Here is a 17,661-nt window from a genome sequence, read left to right on the forward strand (position 1 = left end):
AGACCAAATCCACGAACCTCGTCCGCGTTCCCGCCGGAAAAAGCTTGACCATCCAACACTCCTTGAATCAGAGCGTTGCTATGACCGTATGACTTTGCCCGAGGTTTCCGGGGCTTTTCTCACGGTTCGCGGCTCTGGAGGGCGCGCTCCAGCACGTAGTCGTCTTCGTAGCGCTCGCCCACCAGGAACCGTTTGATACCCACCTGTTCGAAGCCGTGCTTGCCGTAGAAGCGCAGGGCGCGCACGTTCTCCTGGTTCACGCCGAGCCAGGAGCCGGCGGCCCCACGCTCCCGGGCGGCATCGAGAGTGGCCGCCATCAGGGCGGCGGCCGTGCCGCTGCCGTGCGCCTCGGCGCGCACGTAGCATTTGCTCAGCTCGGCGGTGGGGCGGATCCGGATCGCGCCGGCGGCATCCGCGTCGTGCGGTTCACCGAAGACGAGCATCGTGTAGCCGGTGAGGGTGCCCGCGCCGGTTTCGGCCACGAGCAGGAGCCGGTCCGGGTCGGCGAGGAAGGCCTCGAAGTTCGCCGGGGCGAGCACACGCGTAAGGAACGCGGCGATGGCGTCGGCGCTGGTGTGCGGCGGGCAGGCCAGGGCGAAGGTGGCCTCGGCCAGCTCGGCGAGCGCCGCGGCTTCGTCGGGACGAGCCGGGCGAATCCGCACCTCGGCGGCGGGCCGGGTCGGTGCAGGGGCGGTCGGTGCGGGGCCTGTCGGTGCGGGGCCTGTCGAAGCAGGGTCTGTCGGTGTGGTCTCGGTCACCGTCCCAGCTTCTCAGTCCGACTCCGGACGCGCAAACGGCCCGGCCGGGGGTACCGGCGGGGCCGTTCGCTGACGCCTGTCGCCTACAGGTAGCGGGCGTAGGCGGCGACGGTGAGGAAGGTCGGGAACTCGGGTTCGAGCGCCGAGGCCCTGAGCACCTCGAGGGCGTCATCGAACCTGTCCCCTGTCGTACGGGGCAACGCCGCCATCTCCTCGGCGACCAGCCCGGCCACCCAGTCCGCGTCGATCCGGCGACCGTCGGCGAGGGCCGAGTTGTCGTGGATCCACTGCCAGATCTGCGAGCGGGAGATCTCCGCGGTGGCGGCATCCTCCATCAGGTTGTCGATCGCCGCGGCGCCGACGCCGCGCAGCCAGGACTCGATGTAGCGCAGGGCGATGCGCACATTGCCGCGCACCCCGGCCTCGGTGATCTGACCGCCGGCCGACGCCACATCCAGAAGGTCGGCCGCGGTGACCTGGACCTCATCGCGGGTGCGCTCCAGCTGGTTGGTCCGGTCGCCGAGCACGGCATCGAACTCGGCCCTCGCGGTGGGAATGAGGTCGGGATGCGCCACCCAGGTGCCGTCGAAGCCGTCACCGGCCTCGCGGCGCTTGTCCGCGGCCACCTGTTCCAGGGCTCGTTCGGTCACGGCGGGGTCCCGCCGGTTCGGGATGAAGGCGCTCATCCCGCCGATGGCGTACGCGCCGCGGCGGTGGCAGGTGGCCACCAGCAGTTCGGTGTACGACCGCATGAACGGCACCGTCATGGTGATTTCCTTGCGGTCGGGCAGCACGAACCGGCGGCCCCTGGCGCGGAAGGTCTTGATGATGCTGAAGATGTAGTCCCAGCGCCCGGCGTTCAGGCCCGCGCAGTGGTCGCGCAGCTCGTAGAGGATCTCCTCCATTTCGAAGGCGGCCTGGATGGTCTCGATCAGCACCGTGGCGCGGATGGTGCCGTGTCCGAGGTTCAGGTGGTCCTCGCTGTGGCTGAAGATGTCATTCCACAGCCGCGCCTCGAGGTGGCTCTCGAGCTTGGGCAGGTAGAAGTAGGGACCGCTGCCGTTCTCGATCAGCCGGTGCGCGTTGTGGAAGGCGTAGAGGCCGAAGTCCACCAGGCTGCCGGAGGCCGGCATCCGCCGGTTGGCCCGGTCGACGAAGGTGAGATTCTTCTCCACCAGGTGCCAGCCGCGCGGGCGCATGACGATGGTCGGGGTGGACCCCGGGGTGCCGCCATCCTGCCGGTCGGAGGGGGCGCCGGTGACCCGATACGCCTTGCCGTCTGGGCCGTCGTACGACAAGGTGCCGCGCACGGCGTCGTGCAGGGTGAGCTGGCCCTCGATCACGTTCACCCAGGTGGGGCTGGTCGCGTCCTCTTGGTCGGCCAGCCACACGGCCGCGCCGGAGTTGAGCGCGTTGATGGCCATCTTGCGGTCTGTCGGCCCGGTGATCTCCACCCGGCGGTTCTCCAGGCCGGGGCCCGCGCCGGCCACCCGCCAGGTCGGGTCATCGCGGATGTGCGCGGTCTCGGGCAGGAACCGCGGGTCGCGCCCGTTGGCGGCGTCCACCCGGGTCTGCAGCCGGGCGGCCAGCAGGTCGTGCCGGGTGCCGGCGAAGCGGTCATGCAGCTCGGCGAGGAACTCCAGGGCCGCCGGGGTGAGGATCTCGTCGTAGCGTTCACCGAGGGACCCGGTCACCTCGAGGTGCGGATGGATGGTGGCGAAGCTGCCGGTGCTGGTCTCACCGAAGGCCCGCCCGGTGGTGGGCGGTGTCGGCCGTTCGGCCGTCGCCTGGGTTGTCGTGGTCATGATCGTTTTCTCCTTCGAAGCGATGCGGATGTCTGGGCCGGGCCGGCTAGAACTGCTCGGCCTCGGTGGAACCGGCCAGCGCGAGGGTGGCGCTGGTGGGGTTGAGCGCGGTGGCGATCCGGTCGAAGTAGCCGGTGCCCACCTCCCGCTGGTGGCGGGTGGCGGTGTAGCCGTCGGCCTCCGAGGCGAACTCGGCCTCCTGCAGGTCGACGTATGCGCTCATCTGACGCTCGGAGTAGTCCTTGGCCAGGGTGAACATGGAGTGGTTGAGGGCGTGGAAGCCTGCCAGCGTGATGAACTGGAAGGCGTACCCGCAGGCCGAGAGCTCCCGCTGGAACGCGGCGATCTGCTCGTCGTTGAGGTGGGATTTCCAGTTGAACGACGGGGAGCAGTTATAGGCGAGCTTCTTGCCGGGGAACTGCGCGTGGATCTCCTTCGCGAAGCGCTGGGCGAGCTCGAGGTCGGGCTCGCTGCTCTCCACCCAGAGCAGGTCGGCGTACGGAGCGTAGGCCAGGCCTCGCATGATCACCACGTCGGGTCCGTTCGCGGTGTCGTAGAACCCCTCGGCGGTGCGGCTTCCGGTGAGGAATTCCTGGTCACGCTCGTCGATGTCGCTAGTGATCAGGGTGGCGGCGAGCGAGTCGGTACGGGCGATGATGATGGTGGGCACGCCCGCGACGTCCGCCGCCAGCCGGGCCGCATTGAGGGTGCGGATGTGCTGGCCGGTGGGCACGAGCACTTTGCCGCCCATGTGGCCGCACTTCTTCTCGCTGGCGAGCTGGTCCTCCCAGTGCACACCGGCCGCGCCGGCCTCGATCATGGAGGCCATCAGCTCGTAGGCGTTCAGCGGTCCGCCGAAGCCGGCCTCGGCGTCGGCAACGATGGGCGCCATCCAGTCGATGCCGGGCTCGGCACCGGATGCGGCCGCCTCGGCGCCCTCGATCTGGCCGGCCCGCAGCAGCGCGTTGTTGATGCGCCGCACCACGGCCGGCACCGAGTTGGCCGGGTAGAGCGACTGGTCGGGGTAGGTCTGGCCGGACAGGTTCGCGTCGGCGGCGACCTGCCAGCCGGACAGGTAGATGGCCTTGAGCCCGGCGCGCACCTGCTGCACGGCCTGGTTGCCGGTGAGGGCGCCGAGCGCGTGGACCCACTCGGGGTTCTCCGGGGTGCCGTTCTGGTGGATGAGCTCCCAGAGCTTCTCGGCGCCGCGCCGGGCCAGGGTGCGTTCCTCACGAACGGCACCGCGCAGGGCGATCACGTCGTCGGCGGTGTAGTCGCGGCGCACACCCTCCCAGCGCGGGTCGGCCGCCCATTCCAGGGCAAGCTCCGCGGCCGTCTGGGTCTGGTCGCCGGGGCGGGCGGCGGGGCTGCCGGATGCGGTGGGGCCGGATGCGGTGGGGTTCGTCATGGTGTTCTCCTCGGTCAGCGTCATTGCGGAACTGGTGCGTGCACCCACTCTGCTGCGCGCCATCGACCGCACCCCGGGCCCAATCCGAAGAAGAAATCCTGTTCTTCCGGTTGTGTGAACAATCACCGCATGTGAGCATGAGCACATGGTCACCGTCGATCCAGCTCTCCCGCCCCTAGCGCCAGCACCGAGCCCGTCAGCCGCCGGGTCCCCCGCACCGGGCGACGCCGAGCCGGGCGAGGGCGGCCTCGACGCGCTCACCCTGGGCCGGCGCATCCGGGACCGCAGGCACCGACTCGGCCTCACCCTCGATACACTCGCCGCGGCGGTGGACCGGGCGCCCTCGCAGATCTCGATGATCGAAAACGGCAAACGGGAACCGCGCCTGTCGATGCTGCGCCTGATCGCCGCGGCCCTGAACACCACCGTCGACGAACTACTGCGGACGGATGCGCCCACTCCCCGGGCGGCGTTGGAGATCGCTGTCGAACGCGCCCAGCGTGGGCCGGTGTTCACGGCGCTCGGGCTGCCCCGGCTCCGGGTCGGCCCCGGCCAGCCCGACGAGACCCTGCAGACCATCCTCACCCTGCACAACGAGATCGAACGGTTGCACCGGGAACGCGCGGCCACCCCGGAAGAGGCGCGGCGGGCCAACGCCCAACTGCGCGCCGAGATGCGCGCCCGCGACAATTACTTCCCCGAACTCGAGGCGCAAGCGCTCGAGCTCCTCACGGCCGTCGGGCACTCCGGCGGCCCCGTCTCGCATCAGGTCGTGGCCGACATGGCCGCACACCTCGGCTTCTCGCTGCACTACGTCGGTGACCTGCCGCACTCCACCCGGTCCGTCACCGACAAGCGCAACGGCCGAATTTATCTGCCCACTGAGCAGGCCGCGTCCCGTGACAGCCGCTCACCGATCCTGCAGGCCTTCGCCAGCCACCTCTGCGGGCACGTCGAACCGGGAAATTACGCCGATTTTCTGCGACAGCGGGTGGAGACCAATTACTTGACCGCCGCCATCCTGCTGCCGGAGACCGACACCCTGCGACTGCTGAACGACGCCAAGGCGGCCCGGCGTATCTCGCTCGAAGACCTGCGGGATGCCTTCTCGGTGTCCTACGAGACCGCCGCGCATCGGTTCACCAACCTCGCCACCGCGCGGTTGGGCATCCCGGTGCACTTCATGAAGGTGCACGAGTCCGGCACCATCATCAAGGCGTACGAGAACGACGACGTGCAGTTCCCCAGCGACGCGCTCGGCGCCGTGGAGGGCAGCACGGTGTGCCGCAGTTGGACGGCGCGCACGGTCTTCGACGTGCCGGACCGGTTCAGCCCCTGGTACCAGTACACCGACACCCCGGCCGGCACCTTCTGGTGCACCTCCCGCATCGAGAAGGCCAAGGAGGGCGACTACTCCGTCAGCGTCGGCGTGCCGTTCGCCCACGTCAACTGGTTCCGCGGCAGGGAGACCCCGAACCGGGCCGTGTCGCGCTGCCCTGACGAATCCTGCTGCCGCCGGGCGCCCGACGAACTCTCCGACCGCTGGGAGGGCCAGGCCTGGCCGGTCGCCCGCACCCCCACCAGCCTGCTAGCCGCCCTGCCGACGGGCACCTTCCCCGGCGTCGACCCCACCGAGGTGTATCAGTTCCTCGAGGCGCACGCCCCCGCCTGAGACAGAGTGTGCCGACGTGCCGCAATGTGCGCCTGGGGAGCGCCGGATGGAGAATTGTGCGGCAAGTCGCGAGCGTCCGTGCGGGCGGATGCGCACGGATGCGGGCGGATTCAGACGGCGGCGCGGGCCAGGTCGGGCAGGCGGTGCAGGGCGTCGACCAGGGGGCCGAGTTCAGGTTCCTCTTCGGCGGCGGCAAGGGCGCCAGCCAGGGCCTCGTCGTAGACCGGTCGGGCGCGGGCCAGCAGTGCCTCACCGGCCTCGGTGAGCTCGGTGTAGATGCCGCGGCGGTCGTCGGCGCAGAGGATGCGGGTGAGCAGCGCCCGGTCTTCCAGCCGGTTCACCAGGCGGGTCGTCGCGCTGCTCGAGAGGGCGGCGGCCCTGGCGAGCTGCTGCATCCGCATGTGCCAGCCGTGCTGGCGACTGAGGGCGTCCAGCACGGTGAACTCGACCACCGACAGGTCGAAGCCGGCCTGCAGGGCCCGCTCCAGCACGGCTTCGATGCGGCCATGCAGGGCGGCCAGGGTGCGCCAACCCTGCGCCCGAACCTCGACGGCGTCGTCTTCGATGCTCATTCGTGCTTCTCCATGCTCTTTCGACCCGACCCGACTCCGACTACACGACGCAAGTACACCGCGCTTGCAACTACCAGTCTATGCAGCGAGGCGGTCTTCGCCAGCGCCCGGCTACGACTCCCGGGTGATCTCCACCTTCACGAACAGCTGCGACCCGCTCGACCCCGCGTACACCCCGCGCAAGGGGGCGATGTCGTTGTAGTCGCGGCCGCGACCCACACCCACGTGCCGGTCACCGATGTCGATCAGGTTGGTGGGGTCGTAGCCGCGCCACTCGCCGCAGAACCACTCCACCCAGGCGTGGGATTCGCCGGTGACGGTCTCACCGATCAGGGCCTCCGGCCTGGGGTGAAGGTAGCCGGACACGTAGCGGGCCGGGATCCCCACCGACCGCAGCGCGCCCAGCGCCACGTGGGTGATGTCCTGACAGACGCCGCGCCTGTCGGCCCAGGCCTCACGGGCGTTGGTCTTGACCCCGGTGACACCCTGCACGTAGGCCATGTTCTCCCCCACGAACCGGCAGATCGCCAGCGCAGCGTCACACGGGTCCAGCCGACCGGCGATCTCGGCGGCTGTGGCCACCACGTCCGCCGGCGGTTCGGTGAGCGAGGTCTGCCAGGACTGTTCGACCGAAGCCGTCGAGCGGGCCACCAACGCCGCCAGGTCCGCCCAGGGCATCGGATGCAGCGCGTGCTCCCGCGGCGACACCTCCACGAGGCTGTTGGCCGTGAGGGTGAGTTCGGCGTGCGGGGTGAGCACCTCGAACGACGACACCCTGGTACCCCAGTAGTCCACGTAGTTGTGGTTGCTCGAGACCGGAGTGATGTCCAGGTTGGAATACAGCACGAACTGGTCGGGGGAGGTGACCGGCAGCATCCTGGCCTCGTTGTAGGAGGTGGCTACTTCGCCCTGATACCTGTAGCCGGTGGTGTGGCGAATCCGTAGGCGCTTCACGAGGCTTCTCCGGTCCAGGTCGGCACCGCGCTGGTCGGGAAGTACCGGTGCCCGATCGACTCCGACGCGGTGCTGGTGGCGTCCAGCACCATGTCCATGTGCCCCGGCAGGTCGTTCAGGATCTCCATGATCGGTCGGTATTCCAGCTGGCTGCGGATCTGGCCGAGCACCCGCTGCGACGATTCGGAGACGCCCAGCCGGTCTGTGCGGGGTTCGAGTTCCTGCAGGCACTGCTCGGCCCGGGAAATCGAGAACACGATCGACCGGGGAAAGAGCCGGTCCAGGAGCAGGAACTCGGCGGCGTTCCGCGCTGACGGCACGCCACGATAGGTGCGCAGATACGACTCGTATGCCCCGCAGGAGCGCAGGATCGTGGTCCAGGACGGTCCGCTGTTCTCGGTCAGTGACCGGGTGGCCAGCAGCCGCGCGGTCATGTCGGCCTGCTCGAGGCTGCGGCCCAGGGTGAAGAAGTGCCAGGCGTCGTCCCGGCTGGCGCTGGACTCGACGATGCCGACGGCCAGGGCCGCGCGTTCGCGCACCCAGCCGAAGAAGTCGTGGGTCTTGGCGCTCGCGATGTTCTTCGGCATCTTCGTGTAGGTGGTGTTCAGGCATTCCCAGAGCTCGGTGGAGACGATCTCCCTGGCCCGGCGGGCGTTCTCTCTGGCGGCACCGAGCGAATACGCGATCGACGCCGGATTGGTGCGGTCGGCCGCCAGGGTCGCCAGCACATCCTTGCGGGTGAGGTCACGGTCCGGGGGCACCGGGCTGCCCATCAGGTGCAGCAGTGACCGGCAGGCCAGGTTCTCTTCGATCCACGGGTCTTCCAGCAGCAGCTGCAGGTGCACATCCAGGATGCGCGCGGTGCCGTCGCTGCGTTCGATGTAACGGCCGATCCAGAACAGGCTCTCGGCGATGCGGCTCAGCATTCGAGGGTCCCGTCTGCGGTCGTGACCGCGGTCGCTGTGCGCTGTTGCTGTTGCTGTTGTTCCTGGTCCTGGTCGCCGCCCGGCGGGGCGTCCTGCGGGGAGTGGTCGGCGACCCTGGGCGGGATGATGGAGATCGACTGGGTATTCGCGGCCTGGTCGTTGACGAGGCCCTGGATGTTCCGGGCCGACCCCATGCTGTGGAAATCGGGCTCGAGACCGATCACCCAGGTGTCCTTGGAACCGCCGCCCTGGCTGGAGTTAACGACGAGCTCACCCTCGGGTAGAGCCACCCGGGTGAGGCCGCCAGGCAACACCCAGACGTCCGTCCCGTCGTTCACCGCGAACGGCCGCAAGTCCGCGTGCCGGGGCCGCATGCCGTCGTCGACGAGGGTCGGGATGGTGGACAACTGCACCACGGGTTGGGCGATCCAGCCGCGCGGGTCCAGGAGCAACTGCTTCCGCAGGGTCTCCAACTCGGCCTTCGACGCGGCGGGGCCGACCACGAGGCCCTTGCCGCCGGAGCCGTCGACGGGCTTGACGACCAGCTCATCGAGCCTGTCGAGTACCTCCTCGAGCGCGAGGGGGTCTTCGAGCCGCCAGGTGTCGACGTTGGGGATGATCGCGTCTTCGCCGAGGTAGTACTTGATCAGCTCGGGCAGGTAGGTGTAGACGAGCTTGTCGTCGGCGACCCCGTTGCCCACGGCGTTGGCGATGGTCACATTGCCCAGCCGCGCGGCCATCAGGATGCCCGGTGATCCCAGTTGCGAGTCGGCGCGGAACTGCAGCGGGTCCAGGAACTCGTCGTCGACCCGGCGGTAGATCACGTCGACCCGGGTGGGTCCGGCCGTGGTGCGCATCCACACCCGGCCGCCCGAGCAGAACAGGTCGCGGCCCTCCACCAGCTCCACGCCCATCAGCCGGGCGAGCAGAGTGTGCTCGAAGTAGGCCGAATTGAAGACGCCGGGGGTGAGCACCACGATGTTCGGGTCGTCGACGCCGGCCGGGGCCGAGGCGCGCAGGGCCTGCAGCAGCTTGTTGGGGTAGTCGCCCACCGGGCGCACCCGCATCGAGACGAACAGCTCGGGCAGGGTCTGGGCCATCACGCGGCGGTTGGAGATGACGTAGCTGACCCCGCTGGGCACCCGCACGTTATCTTCGAGCACCCGCCAGGCCCCGATCTCGTCGCGGATGAGGTCAATCCCGGACACCTGGATGCGCACGTTGTTCGCCGAGACGATTCCGGCTGCCTGACGGTGGAAGTGTGTGGACGAGGTGATCAGGCCGGCCGGGATGACACCGTCGCGCACGGCGGCCTGGGGGCCGTAGATGTCGGCGAGGAAGGCCTCCAGTGCGAGGACCCGCTGTTTGATGCCGGCCTCGACGGTCACCCACTCCTGCTGCTCGATCACCCGGGGCACAGCGTCGAGCGGGAAAGGACGTTCCTCGCCGGCGAAGTCGAAGGTCACGCCCTGCGCCAGGTAGGAGCTGGCCAGCGCGTCCGTACGGCCCCGCAACTCTTCCTGGGTCATCCGGGCCAGAGCGCTGTACACGTCCTTGTAGGCGGCCCGCGCCTCCGAGGGGGCGAGCGACGACGGGTCAGGGAACATTTCGTCCCAGGCCGACGTCTGCCCTCGCTCACGGGGCGGTGCGGAGGTAGCGCCATAGCCACTGAAGAGGTCAACCATGTCTGGATGCTAACCGTCCGGTGTTGCCGGTTTGTTTCCTGACCGTGACGCCGCCGTGCGCCACAAAGGTTGCATACATGTTGCATCGATCAACCAACCAAACGGGGCGACATGGGAACAGATGGCGCCCACAGACGTCTTTGTTGCATACAGTTAGCTCAAGTCCGATGCGAATACTCCGCAAGGCGGTGATGTGGCCGCACCAAGCAGATCCGAGCACTCATGCGCACAGTTGCAGGGCCCAGACGGTTGGGGTTGCTGATCCTGGCCTGCCTGGCCGGCGCCGGCGTGCTGGTGGCGGCGCGGCTCAGTGGCGCCGACGGCGTGCTGCTGCATCCGCTCTCGGACCGGCTCCCCCTCGCGACCGCCGGCACGCTGGCCGCACCGATCCTCTCCGGCCTGCTGGGCCTGGGCGGGGGCCTGGTGGCCGCCCGTCGCAGCGGCTGGATCGACCCGAGGCTGCGGTCGCTGGTGGGGGCCGGTATCGGTGTCTGCCTGGCCTGGCTGGCGCTCGTTCTGGTCTTCTGGTTCGCCGTCCAGGCCGAACTCATGCCGGTGCTGGAGGACGGTCCGACGGCTCGTGCCGGCGCGAGCGCGCTGAGCTCCGTGCTGCTGCCCGCCACCGTGATCGTGTTGGGGGCCGCCACGGCCATCACGGCGTCGGTGCGCGCTGCGACTCGGGTGGCCGCGATCGAGGGACACGTGCAGACCGCCCGCAGCCGTGGCCTTCCCACCACCGCACCGGTCATCCGCCGGGTGTTCCGTCGTACGCTGCCCACCATCCTGGCCGTCCTGCTCGTCGAGTTCCTGGTGCTCTACGCCAGCGCGCTGACGGTCCAGGCCGTGTTCACCACACCGTCCCTCGCGACCATGCTGCCGTTGTTGCCCGCTGAGAGCCTCCCGTTCGTGCTCGGCGCCTGCCTATTGTGCGTAGTCGGAGTGATCATGACCGGCCTCACGGTCGCTTCGGCCGTACTCGGCCCCGCGGCCCCGCGGCAGACCCGGCCCACGCCCGGCGGACTCGCCGCCGCGCTTCTGGCGGACTCCCGTCAGGTCGAACCGGCCCTGCCTTCCACGACGTTTCGTTCGACCGACCTCCTCGATATCAGGAACCTCTGCCTGCACGACGGTTCGGCGCAGGAGCCTCGAGACGCGCTGCACGGCATCAGCCTCACTGCGACGCGCGGTCAGGCGCTGGCGGTCGTCGGCGGCGGCAGTGACGCCACCTCGTCGCTGTGCCACGCCATCGCGGGTCTGCTCCCGCTCGACAGTCCGATCCGGTCCGGGTCGATCCTCTTCGACGGCACCGAACTCGTCGGCCTCGCGGAAGGGGAGTTCCGGCACCTGCGCGGGCAGCAGATCGGGTTTCTCCCGGCACCGGCAGCGGATCGTCTGGACCCCGACGTCCGCATCGGCCACCAACTCGCCGGGATCCTGGCCGGACGCGCGGGACACTCCCGATCCCGCGCCCGCTCCGCCGCCGCCGCGCTTCTCACCGCCGTCGGCGTCGACAACGTCGAGGCCGTGTTGTGGGCGTACCCGCATCAGGTCTCGGCGCTGATCAGCCAGCGGGTGCTGCTCGCCGGTGCCCTCGTTCGCGAGCCACAGCTTCTCATCGCCGACAATCCGACCGAGGGCCTCGACACGGCCGATGAGGAGAGCTTCCTCGACTCTCTGCATGCGCTCCAAAAGCAACTTGGTTTCACTCTCATCGTGGCATCGCCCAGAGCTGAGATCATCGCCAGGTGCGACCGCGTCGCGGTCATGAGCGACGACACCATCGTCGAGCACGCTTCGGTCCTCGAGTTGCTCATCGACCCCCGTCACCCGCACAGTCAGCGGATTCTCGCCGACCGCTCATCAGGGCCACGGCCGATCGGCCGCTGACCCGACGGTGCCGGCTGGACGGTGCCGGCCAGGCGGCGCCGACCAGATCAGCCCTCGGTGCCCGAGACGGCGTTGCGGGCTCCGAGGATATGCCCCCGCATCGCCACCTCGGCCCAGATCGCGTCTCCGGTGCGAAGCGCGGTGAGGATGTCGCGGTGCTGGTGGTTGCTGCGCGCGCGGTACTCGGCGCCGCGCCGGCGGAAGGCGGCCGCCATCAGCGGCACCCTGGCGACGGACGAGGTGAGGGTCATCAGTTGGTGGCTGCGAGAGGCCGCAACCACGATGTGGTGGAATTCGGCGTTGAGGCTGCTCAGCGCGGCGAGGCCGGCGTCGTCATCCGCTGTCAACACGGGTTCCATGGCGTCGATCAGCGCGGCGAGCCTGTCCAGTTCCTCCGCCGTGATGCGGCTGGCCGCCAGCCCGGCGGCGCGGCTCTCGAGTCCGGCCCGCACCATGTACGTCTCGCGGACCTCCTCGACGCTCCAGGCCACGACCGTGGCACCACGATTGGGCACAAAGGTCACCAGCCCGGCCTCGTCCAGTCGGCGGAGAGCTTCTCGCACCGGGGTCCGGCTGACTCCGAGTTCCTCGGCCAGAGCCTGTTCTCTCAGCATGGTGTTGGCGCTCAACTGGCCTGACAGGATGCGGGCGCGCAGGGTCAGGTAAACCGTTTCACCGCCTGTTGACGCCACGGATTCCTCCCCCTGGGCAGAGGCACACCCCGCCGCACGTCGAGCTTTACACACCGCGGCCCCTAAAAGAGGGATACGGCGGAAAATCAGGATCGGTCGCCTCGTACTGGGGGTAGCGAGGTCATCAGGGCGCGAAAAAGGGCCCGTCTTTCGACGGGCCCTTCCTTCACGAAGGAATCCTTAGATGCTGTTCACATCGAGCGGGATGCCGGGGCCGAACGTGGTCGACACGGCGCCCTTCATGATGTAGCGGCCCTTGGAAGAGCTCGGCTTGAGGCGAACGATCTCCTCGAGTGCGGCACCGATGTTCTCGTTGAGCTGGTCGGCGGAGAAGGAAGCCTTGCCCACGACGAAGTGCACGTTGGAGTGCTTGTCGACGCGGAAGGCGATCTTTCCACCCTTGATGTCGTTCACGGCCTTGGCCACGTCGGGCGTCACGGTTCCGGTCTTCGGGTTGGGCATGAGGCCGCGCGGGCCCAGGACCTTTCCGAGACGACCGACCTTGCCCATGAGCTCGGGGGTCGAGACTGCAGAGTCGAACGAGGTGTAGCCGGCGGCCACCTTCTCGATGAGCTCGTCGCCACCGACCTCGTCGGCGCCGGCAGCGATGGCTGCGTCGGCCGCGGGGCCCGTTGCGAAGACGATGACGCGGGCGGTCTTGCCGGTGCCGTGAGGAAGAATCACGGTGCCGCGGACCATCTGGTCTGCCTTGCGGGGGTCGACGCCGAGCTTGAGCGCGACCTCAACGGTGGAGTTGAACTTGACGGAACCGGTCTCGCGGGCGAGGGTGACGGCTTCGGTGGGGGTGTAGAACTTATCGGCTTCGATCTTCTCGACCGCAGCGCGGTAGGCCTTTGACTTCTGTGCCATTTGAATCTCCTGTAGATGCATGTGCTGAGAGCGTGGTTTTCGTGAGCCTGGCTGGCTCTTCCACTTGGTGCCTGTCGGCAGATCGAGATCGATCATGCCCGTCGGCTGGTGTTCGACGAATCGAACGAAGGGGTATTAGCCCTCGACCGTGATGCCCATGGAGCGAGCGGTTCCGGCGATGATCTTCGACGCAGCGTCGAGGTCGTTGGCGTTGAGGTCAACCATCTTGGCCTCGGCGATTTCGCGAACCTGCGCCTTGGTGAGCTTGGCAACCTTGACGGTGTGCGGCGTTCCGCTGCCCTTGGCAACTCCGGCGGCCTTCTTGATGAGCTCCGCTGCAGGCGGGGTCTTCAGGATGAACGTGAACGAACGGTCGTCGTAAACGGTGATCTCAACCGGGATGACGTTGCCGCGCTGGGATTCCGTCTGGGCGTTGTATGCCTTGCAGAATTCCATGATGTTGACGCCGTGCTGTCCCAGCGCCGGCCCGATGGGCGGTGCGGGGTTGGCGGCGCCGGCCTTGATCTGAAGCTTGATCAGACCAGTAACCTTCTTCTTCGGTGCCATTGTTCTTCCTTCGTTATTGATGTTCGAGCGGCCGCGAAGGTCGCTCTCCCGGTGGCCCGGATGGGCCCCGGTGGTTCAGGGCTCTGCTGGCTGGAGGCCGGCGGAGCCTAAAGCTTGGTGACCTGGTCGAAGCTGAGCTCGACCGGGGTCTCACGCTCGAAGAGCGATACGAGCACGATGAGCTTGCCGCTCTCGGGCTTGATCTCGCTGATCGAACCGGGCAGGCCCGCGAACGAGCCTTCCTTGATCGTGATGGTCTCGCCGATTTCGTAGTCGATCTCGGCGGGCAGAACGCGCTGCGCGGCCTTGCCGGGAGCACCGGACTTGGTGGCCGGAACATCCTTGATCTCAACGAGGCCCTTGAGCATGCCGAAGGCCTCTTCGAAACGCAGCGGGGTGGGGTTGTGCGCGTTGCCCACGAAGCCGGTGACGCCGGGGGTGTGACGCACGACGGACCAGCTGTCTTCGTTGAGATCCATGCGCACCAGCACGTAGCCGGGGATGCGAACACGGGTGACCATCTTGCGCTGGCCGTTCTTGATCTCGACGACGTCTTCCATCGGGACCTCGACCTGGTAGATGTAATCTTCCATGGCCATCGACTGCTTGCGGTTCTCGATGTTCGACTTCACGCGGCGTTCGAAACCGGCGTAGGAGTGGATGACGAACCACTTGCCGGGCTGGAAACGCAGTTCCTTGCGGAAGGCCTCGTAGGGGTCTTCGTCTTCGGCGTCGACCTCTTCTTCGTCTTCGACGGCTTCGACGGCGGCCTCGGCCTCGTCGGCGTTGTCGATGTCGAGGGCGTCCTCGACGATGGCGTCGGCTGCGGGGTCGGTCGACTCGGTGAGAGCGTCCAGGGCGGCGTCGAGATCGACTTCGATGTCGGCGTTCTCGTCTTCGACGTGCAGGGCGACCTGCTCGGCGGCTTCGACGGACGTTTCGTCGGCGGCGAGGGTGTTGCCCTCCTGCGCCTCATCGTCGTTGGCGGACTGCTCGGCGGCGGTGGCCCAGTCGACGTCGTCGCGATTGGTCTCAGTCACTAAATATCAATCCTTCTTCTATTGCGTGGGCGTGAGGCCGCACAGTGTTGTTCACAGCTGTGGTGCTGGCTCACCGATCCACGTGCATGATCAGTCTGGATGCCGCTCTCGCGGCACCGGTCAACTGGGAGTGCCGAATACGTACGTGACGACGAGCGCGAACACCCAGTCGAGTGCCGATACCAGCGCCATCATGATCACGACGAAAATCAGAACCACTCCGGTGTAGCTGAGCAGTTCCTTGCGGGTCGGGGTGACGACCTTGCGAAGTTCGGCCAGGACCTGCTTGATAAACAGGGACACCCGAGCGAATGGTCCGCGCTTGGTTTCGCGGGCCACTTTGGCGTTGGCGACGATTTCCTCGCTGGGTTCGTCGATAACTTTTCGGGCCACCTGTTACACCTTTCGTGGGCCGGCGGAAAGACCACCGACTTGCAGGGCGGACAGGACTCGAACCTGCAACCTGCGGTTTTGGAGACCGCTGCTCTACCAATTGAGCCACCACCCTATGAAGCGAAACCGTCCAGCTTCAAACGACCAAAATAGGCGCAAAAAAGCTTGGCAGATTTCAACTACCGGACCAAGTCTAGGTCACGGCGAGAGCCCTGTAAAGCCAGCCCCTCTGTTCCTCGAACACGACCGCCCCGTATGCTCGTACCGTGGCACACGACATCAAACGGATTTCCACCAGAATCGGCTCCATCGCGGAGTCCGCGACCCTCAAGGTCGACGGCAAGGCCAAGGCGCTGCAGGCGGCCGGCCGGCCGGTGATCAGCTTCGCTGCGGGCGAGCCCGATTTCCCCACCCCGCCGCACATCGTCGAGGCCGCACTGGCCGCCGTGTCCGACCCCCGCAACCACCGGTACACCCCGGCGGCCGGTCTGCCGGACCTGCGCGAGGCCATCGCCGCGAAGACCCTGCGGGACAGCGGCCTGGCGGTGCCCCCGTCCCGGGTCCTCGTGACCAACGGTGGAAAGCAGGCCGTATACCAGGCCTTCGCCACCCTGCTCGATCCGGGCGACGAGGTGCTTCTGCCCACTCCGTACTGGACCACCTACCCCGAGGCGATCCGCCTGGCCGGCGGCGTTCCCGTTGATGTGTTCGCCGGCAGCGACCAGGGCTACCTCGTCACCGTGGAGCAGCTCGAGGCTGCCCGCACCGACAACACCAAGGTGCTTCTGTTCGTCTCGCCGTCCAACCCCACCGGCGCCGTCTACTCCGAGGAGCAGACCCGCGCCATCGGCGAATGGGCCCAAGAGCACGGGCTCTGGGTCATCAGTGATGAGATCTACCAGAACCTCACCTATGACGGTGTCAAAGCGGTCTCGATCGTCGAGGTCGTCCCGGCGCTGGCCGACCGCACCATCCTGGTCAACGGCGTCGCCAAGACTTACGCCATGACCGGCTGGCGGTTGGGCTGGATGGTCGGGCCCCAGGATGCGATCACCGCCGCGGCCAACCTCCAGTCACATCTCTCCTCGAACGTGTCGAACATCTCCCAGCGCGCCGGTATCGCCGCGCTGAACGGCCCGCAGGACGACGCAGAGGCCATGCGGGTTGCGTTCGACCGTCGGCGCAAGCTCATCGTCGCCGAGCTCAACAAGATCCCGGGCATCCGCACGCCCACCCCGCAGGGCGCGTTCTACGTCTACCCCGACGTGACCGGACTGCTCGGCCGCAGCTGGGGCGGGGTCACCCCCACTTCCTCGCTCGAGCTGGCCGACCTGATTCTGGATCAAGCCGAGGTGGCCGCGGTTCCCGGTGAGGCCTTCGGCCCCAGCGGCTTCCTGCGGCTGTCCTACGCTCTCGGTGACGACGCTCTCTTGGAGGGTGTCCAGCGCCTGCAGAAGCTGTTCTCCTAGGCCCGGCTCACTCCGGACCGACTTTCCCCGGCCCGTCGATGATGACGGCGAGACCGGCCCGCAGCTCCTCGAACGGGCTGCCGCCGGCGTCGACCAGCGAGGTCGGGCACCGCACCACGATGTACATGAACGATTCCGACAGCGGCATCGCCCTGGCCGCGATCTCGTTCGTGTAACTCACGCCCGCTTCAGGATCCACGTAGTCGATACGGGTGGTGAGGAACTCGATGCGCTCCGCGGCGCCGGGCAGGTTGATGCCGAAGTCGGTGAATCCGAGTTCGCCGACCAGTGTGGCGTCGTTTCCGGCCGACAGCAGCTGCTGCTCAAGCGCATCCACGGTTGCGAGAGTGTCGGTCAGATCGTCCGTCGCGCCGGCGTCGTAGGCGCTCTGCACGTTCTGGGATGACGTCAATTGGCAGCCGAGCTCCGAATTCTCGGACTGGTTGATGCCTTGCTCGTCGAACACGGTGACCCCCCAGCCGTCCAGGATCGGGTATCCCCACGCCGGGAAGGTGCCCCCGAGGTCGACCTGGTCGTCGAGGGATACGGTGCCCTCCTGCCCGGCCAGATCGGCGCCGGAGGTTGACGCGGGCGTCGGTGCGTCGGTCGGCTCCGCGACGTCGGTGGCGGCCTCCGTCGGCACCGCGAGCACTCCGGCCCGGCCCGCGTTCACCCCGTCGACCACGCTGCCGCCGACCAGGAAACCGCTGACCACCGCACCCGTGATGGACAGCACCGCGAAGCCCGCCACCGGCAGCCACAGCCACGGCCGCAACGCGCTGCGACGTTTCTCTGGCGCGCCGCTCACCGGAGCGCCGGCCACTGCCGGGTCCCCCTCCGCTCCCGCGGGCTCCTGGTGCGTGTTGGCTCCATTGGCGTCGTTCATGGTGTTTCTCCCCCGGTTTGTTCCCCGAACCCTATCGACCTTTGGCATCCACCGGGTGGTGGATAGGCAGGTCGGTC

At 67.9% G+C, this 17,661-nt stretch carries 16 protein-coding genes and 1 tRNA gene; 3 read left to right on the top strand and 14 right to left on the bottom strand.

The features are described 5' to 3' along the window. Positions 1–119: 119 nt before the first annotated feature. The 3 genes from E3O60_RS12805 to aceA form a co-directional block, all read right to left on the bottom strand. Positions 120–758 (bottom strand): N-acetyltransferase family protein, encoded by a 639-nt coding sequence (locus tag E3O60_RS12805; RefSeq protein WP_370448651.1) that lies wholly within the window; start codon positions 756–758, stop codon positions 120–122. Between the two features lie 83 nt (positions 759–841). Then, the gene (gene aceB, locus E3O60_RS12810) at positions 842–2,563 is read right to left on the bottom strand and encodes a malate synthase A (RefSeq protein ID WP_088455025.1); all 1,722 of its coding nucleotides are present in this window, start codon (positions 2,561–2,563) and stop codon (positions 842–844) included. Positions 2,564–2,609: 46 nt separating this feature from the next. Further along, a complete protein-coding gene (aceA, locus tag E3O60_RS12815) occupies positions 2,610–3,971 on the bottom strand; it encodes an isocitrate lyase (protein WP_088457817.1) in 1,362 nt (453 codons plus the stop codon). A gap of 145 nt (positions 3,972–4,116) precedes the next feature. Here aceA and E3O60_RS12820 point away from each other — a divergent pair, with 145 nt between their 5' ends. Next, complete coding sequence (locus E3O60_RS12820; protein WP_088455024.1) at positions 4,117–5,643, top strand: helix-turn-helix transcriptional regulator; 1,527 nt, start codon at positions 4,117–4,119, stop codon at positions 5,641–5,643. 110 nt (positions 5,644–5,753) lie between these two features. Here E3O60_RS12820 and E3O60_RS12825 read toward each other — a convergent pair whose 3' ends face one another. The 4 genes from E3O60_RS12825 to E3O60_RS12840 form a co-directional block, all read right to left on the bottom strand. Further along, on the bottom strand, positions 5,754–6,215 hold the full coding sequence (locus E3O60_RS12825) for a MarR family winged helix-turn-helix transcriptional regulator (RefSeq protein ID WP_088455023.1): 462 nt from the start codon (positions 6,213–6,215) through the stop codon (positions 5,754–5,756). Positions 6,216–6,326: 111 nt separating this feature from the next. Next, positions 6,327–7,169 carry a transglutaminase family protein gene (locus E3O60_RS12830; protein ID WP_134498329.1) on the bottom strand — a complete coding sequence of 281 codons (843 nt, stop codon included), beginning with the start codon at positions 7,167–7,169 and terminating at the stop codon, positions 6,327–6,329. After that, entirely contained in the window at positions 7,166–8,095 is a 930-nt protein-coding gene (locus tag E3O60_RS12835) for an alpha-E domain-containing protein (RefSeq protein ID WP_088455021.1), read from the bottom strand. Before E3O60_RS12835 ends, E3O60_RS12830 begins: the two co-directional genes overlap by 4 nt. Further along, positions 8,089–9,780, bottom strand: a complete 1,692-nt coding sequence (locus E3O60_RS12840) for a circularly permuted type 2 ATP-grasp protein (protein ID WP_134408369.1) — start codon at positions 9,778–9,780, stop codon at positions 8,089–8,091. The genes E3O60_RS12835 and E3O60_RS12840 overlap by 7 nt, the downstream gene beginning before the upstream one ends. A gap of 222 nt (positions 9,781–10,002) precedes the next feature. Between E3O60_RS12840 and E3O60_RS12845 the strand changes: the two genes are divergently transcribed. Next, a complete protein-coding gene (locus E3O60_RS12845) occupies positions 10,003–11,667 on the top strand; it encodes an ATP-binding cassette domain-containing protein (protein WP_134498331.1) in 1,665 nt (554 codons plus the stop codon). 47 nt (positions 11,668–11,714) lie between these two features. Here the strand turns inward: E3O60_RS12845 and E3O60_RS12850 are convergent, their stop codons facing one another. The 6 genes from E3O60_RS12850 to E3O60_RS12875 form a co-directional block, all read right to left on the bottom strand. After that, positions 11,715–12,359 carry a GntR family transcriptional regulator gene (locus tag E3O60_RS12850; protein ID WP_133159693.1) on the bottom strand — a complete coding sequence of 215 codons (645 nt, stop codon included), beginning with the start codon at positions 12,357–12,359 and terminating at the stop codon, positions 11,715–11,717. Between the two features lie 180 nt (positions 12,360–12,539). Then, entirely contained in the window at positions 12,540–13,229 is a 690-nt protein-coding gene (rplA, locus tag E3O60_RS12855; protein ID WP_088455017.1) for a 50S ribosomal protein L1, read from the bottom strand. Between the two features lie 135 nt (positions 13,230–13,364). After that, positions 13,365–13,796 carry a 50S ribosomal protein L11 gene (gene rplK / locus E3O60_RS12860; RefSeq protein ID WP_066592266.1) on the bottom strand — a complete coding sequence of 144 codons (432 nt, stop codon included), beginning with the start codon at positions 13,794–13,796 and terminating at the stop codon, positions 13,365–13,367. 107 nt (positions 13,797–13,903) lie between these two features. Beyond that, complete coding sequence (gene nusG / locus E3O60_RS12865; RefSeq protein ID WP_134498334.1) at positions 13,904–14,836, bottom strand: transcription termination/antitermination protein NusG; 933 nt, start codon at positions 14,834–14,836, stop codon at positions 13,904–13,906. Between the two features lie 120 nt (positions 14,837–14,956). Further along, on the bottom strand, positions 14,957–15,229 hold the full coding sequence (gene secE, locus E3O60_RS12870; protein WP_088455015.1) for a preprotein translocase subunit SecE: 273 nt from the start codon (positions 15,227–15,229) through the stop codon (positions 14,957–14,959). A gap of 42 nt (positions 15,230–15,271) precedes the next feature. Beyond that, positions 15,272–15,344 (bottom strand) — tRNA-Trp (locus E3O60_RS12875). Between the two features lie 151 nt (positions 15,345–15,495). Here E3O60_RS12875 and E3O60_RS12880 point away from each other — a divergent pair. Next, on the top strand, positions 15,496–16,698 hold the full coding sequence (locus tag E3O60_RS12880) for a pyridoxal phosphate-dependent aminotransferase (protein WP_088455014.1): 1,203 nt from the start codon (positions 15,496–15,498) through the stop codon (positions 16,696–16,698). A 7-nt stretch (positions 16,699–16,705) separates the two neighbouring features. Here E3O60_RS12880 and E3O60_RS12885 read toward each other — a convergent pair whose 3' ends face one another. After that, positions 16,706–17,584, bottom strand: a complete 879-nt coding sequence (locus tag E3O60_RS12885; RefSeq protein WP_134408371.1) for a hypothetical protein — start codon at positions 17,582–17,584, stop codon at positions 16,706–16,708. Positions 17,585–17,661 lie beyond the last annotated feature (77 nt).

Source organism: Cryobacterium sp. TMB1-7 (assembly GCF_004402435.1).
GTDB lineage: Bacteria > Actinomycetota > Actinomycetes > Actinomycetales > Microbacteriaceae > Cryobacterium > Cryobacterium zongtaii.

What these genes read in the sequence shown, in the direction of transcription:
- E3O60_RS12845 (WP_134498331.1), top strand. Translation starts at nt 10,003, where the DNA reads ATGCGCACAGTTGCAGGGCCCAGACGGTTGGGGTTGCTGATCCTGGCC.
- E3O60_RS12825 (WP_088455023.1), bottom strand. Translation starts at nt 6,215, where the DNA reads ATGAGCATCGAAGACGACGCCGTCGAGGTTCGGGCGCAGGGTTGGCGC.
- aceB (WP_088455025.1), bottom strand. Translation starts at nt 2,563, where the DNA reads ATGACCACGACAACCCAGGCGACGGCCGAACGGCCGACACCGCCCACC.
- E3O60_RS12885 (WP_134408371.1), bottom strand. Translation starts at nt 17,584, where the DNA reads ATGAACGACGCCAATGGAGCCAACACGCACCAGGAGCCCGCGGGAGCG.
- E3O60_RS12840 (WP_134408369.1), bottom strand. Translation starts at nt 9,780, where the DNA reads ATGGTTGACCTCTTCAGTGGCTATGGCGCTACCTCCGCACCGCCCCGT.
- rplK (WP_066592266.1), bottom strand. Translation starts at nt 13,796, where the DNA reads ATGGCACCGAAGAAGAAGGTTACTGGTCTGATCAAGCTTCAGATCAAG.
- rplA (WP_088455017.1), bottom strand. Translation starts at nt 13,229, where the DNA reads ATGGCACAGAAGTCAAAGGCCTACCGCGCTGCGGTCGAGAAGATCGAA.
- aceA (WP_088457817.1), bottom strand. Translation starts at nt 3,971, where the DNA reads ATGACGAACCCCACCGCATCCGGCCCCACCGCATCCGGCAGCCCCGCC.
- E3O60_RS12835 (WP_088455021.1), bottom strand. Translation starts at nt 8,095, where the DNA reads ATGCTGAGCCGCATCGCCGAGAGCCTGTTCTGGATCGGCCGTTACATC.
- E3O60_RS12820 (WP_088455024.1), top strand. Translation starts at nt 4,117, where the DNA reads ATGGTCACCGTCGATCCAGCTCTCCCGCCCCTAGCGCCAGCACCGAGC.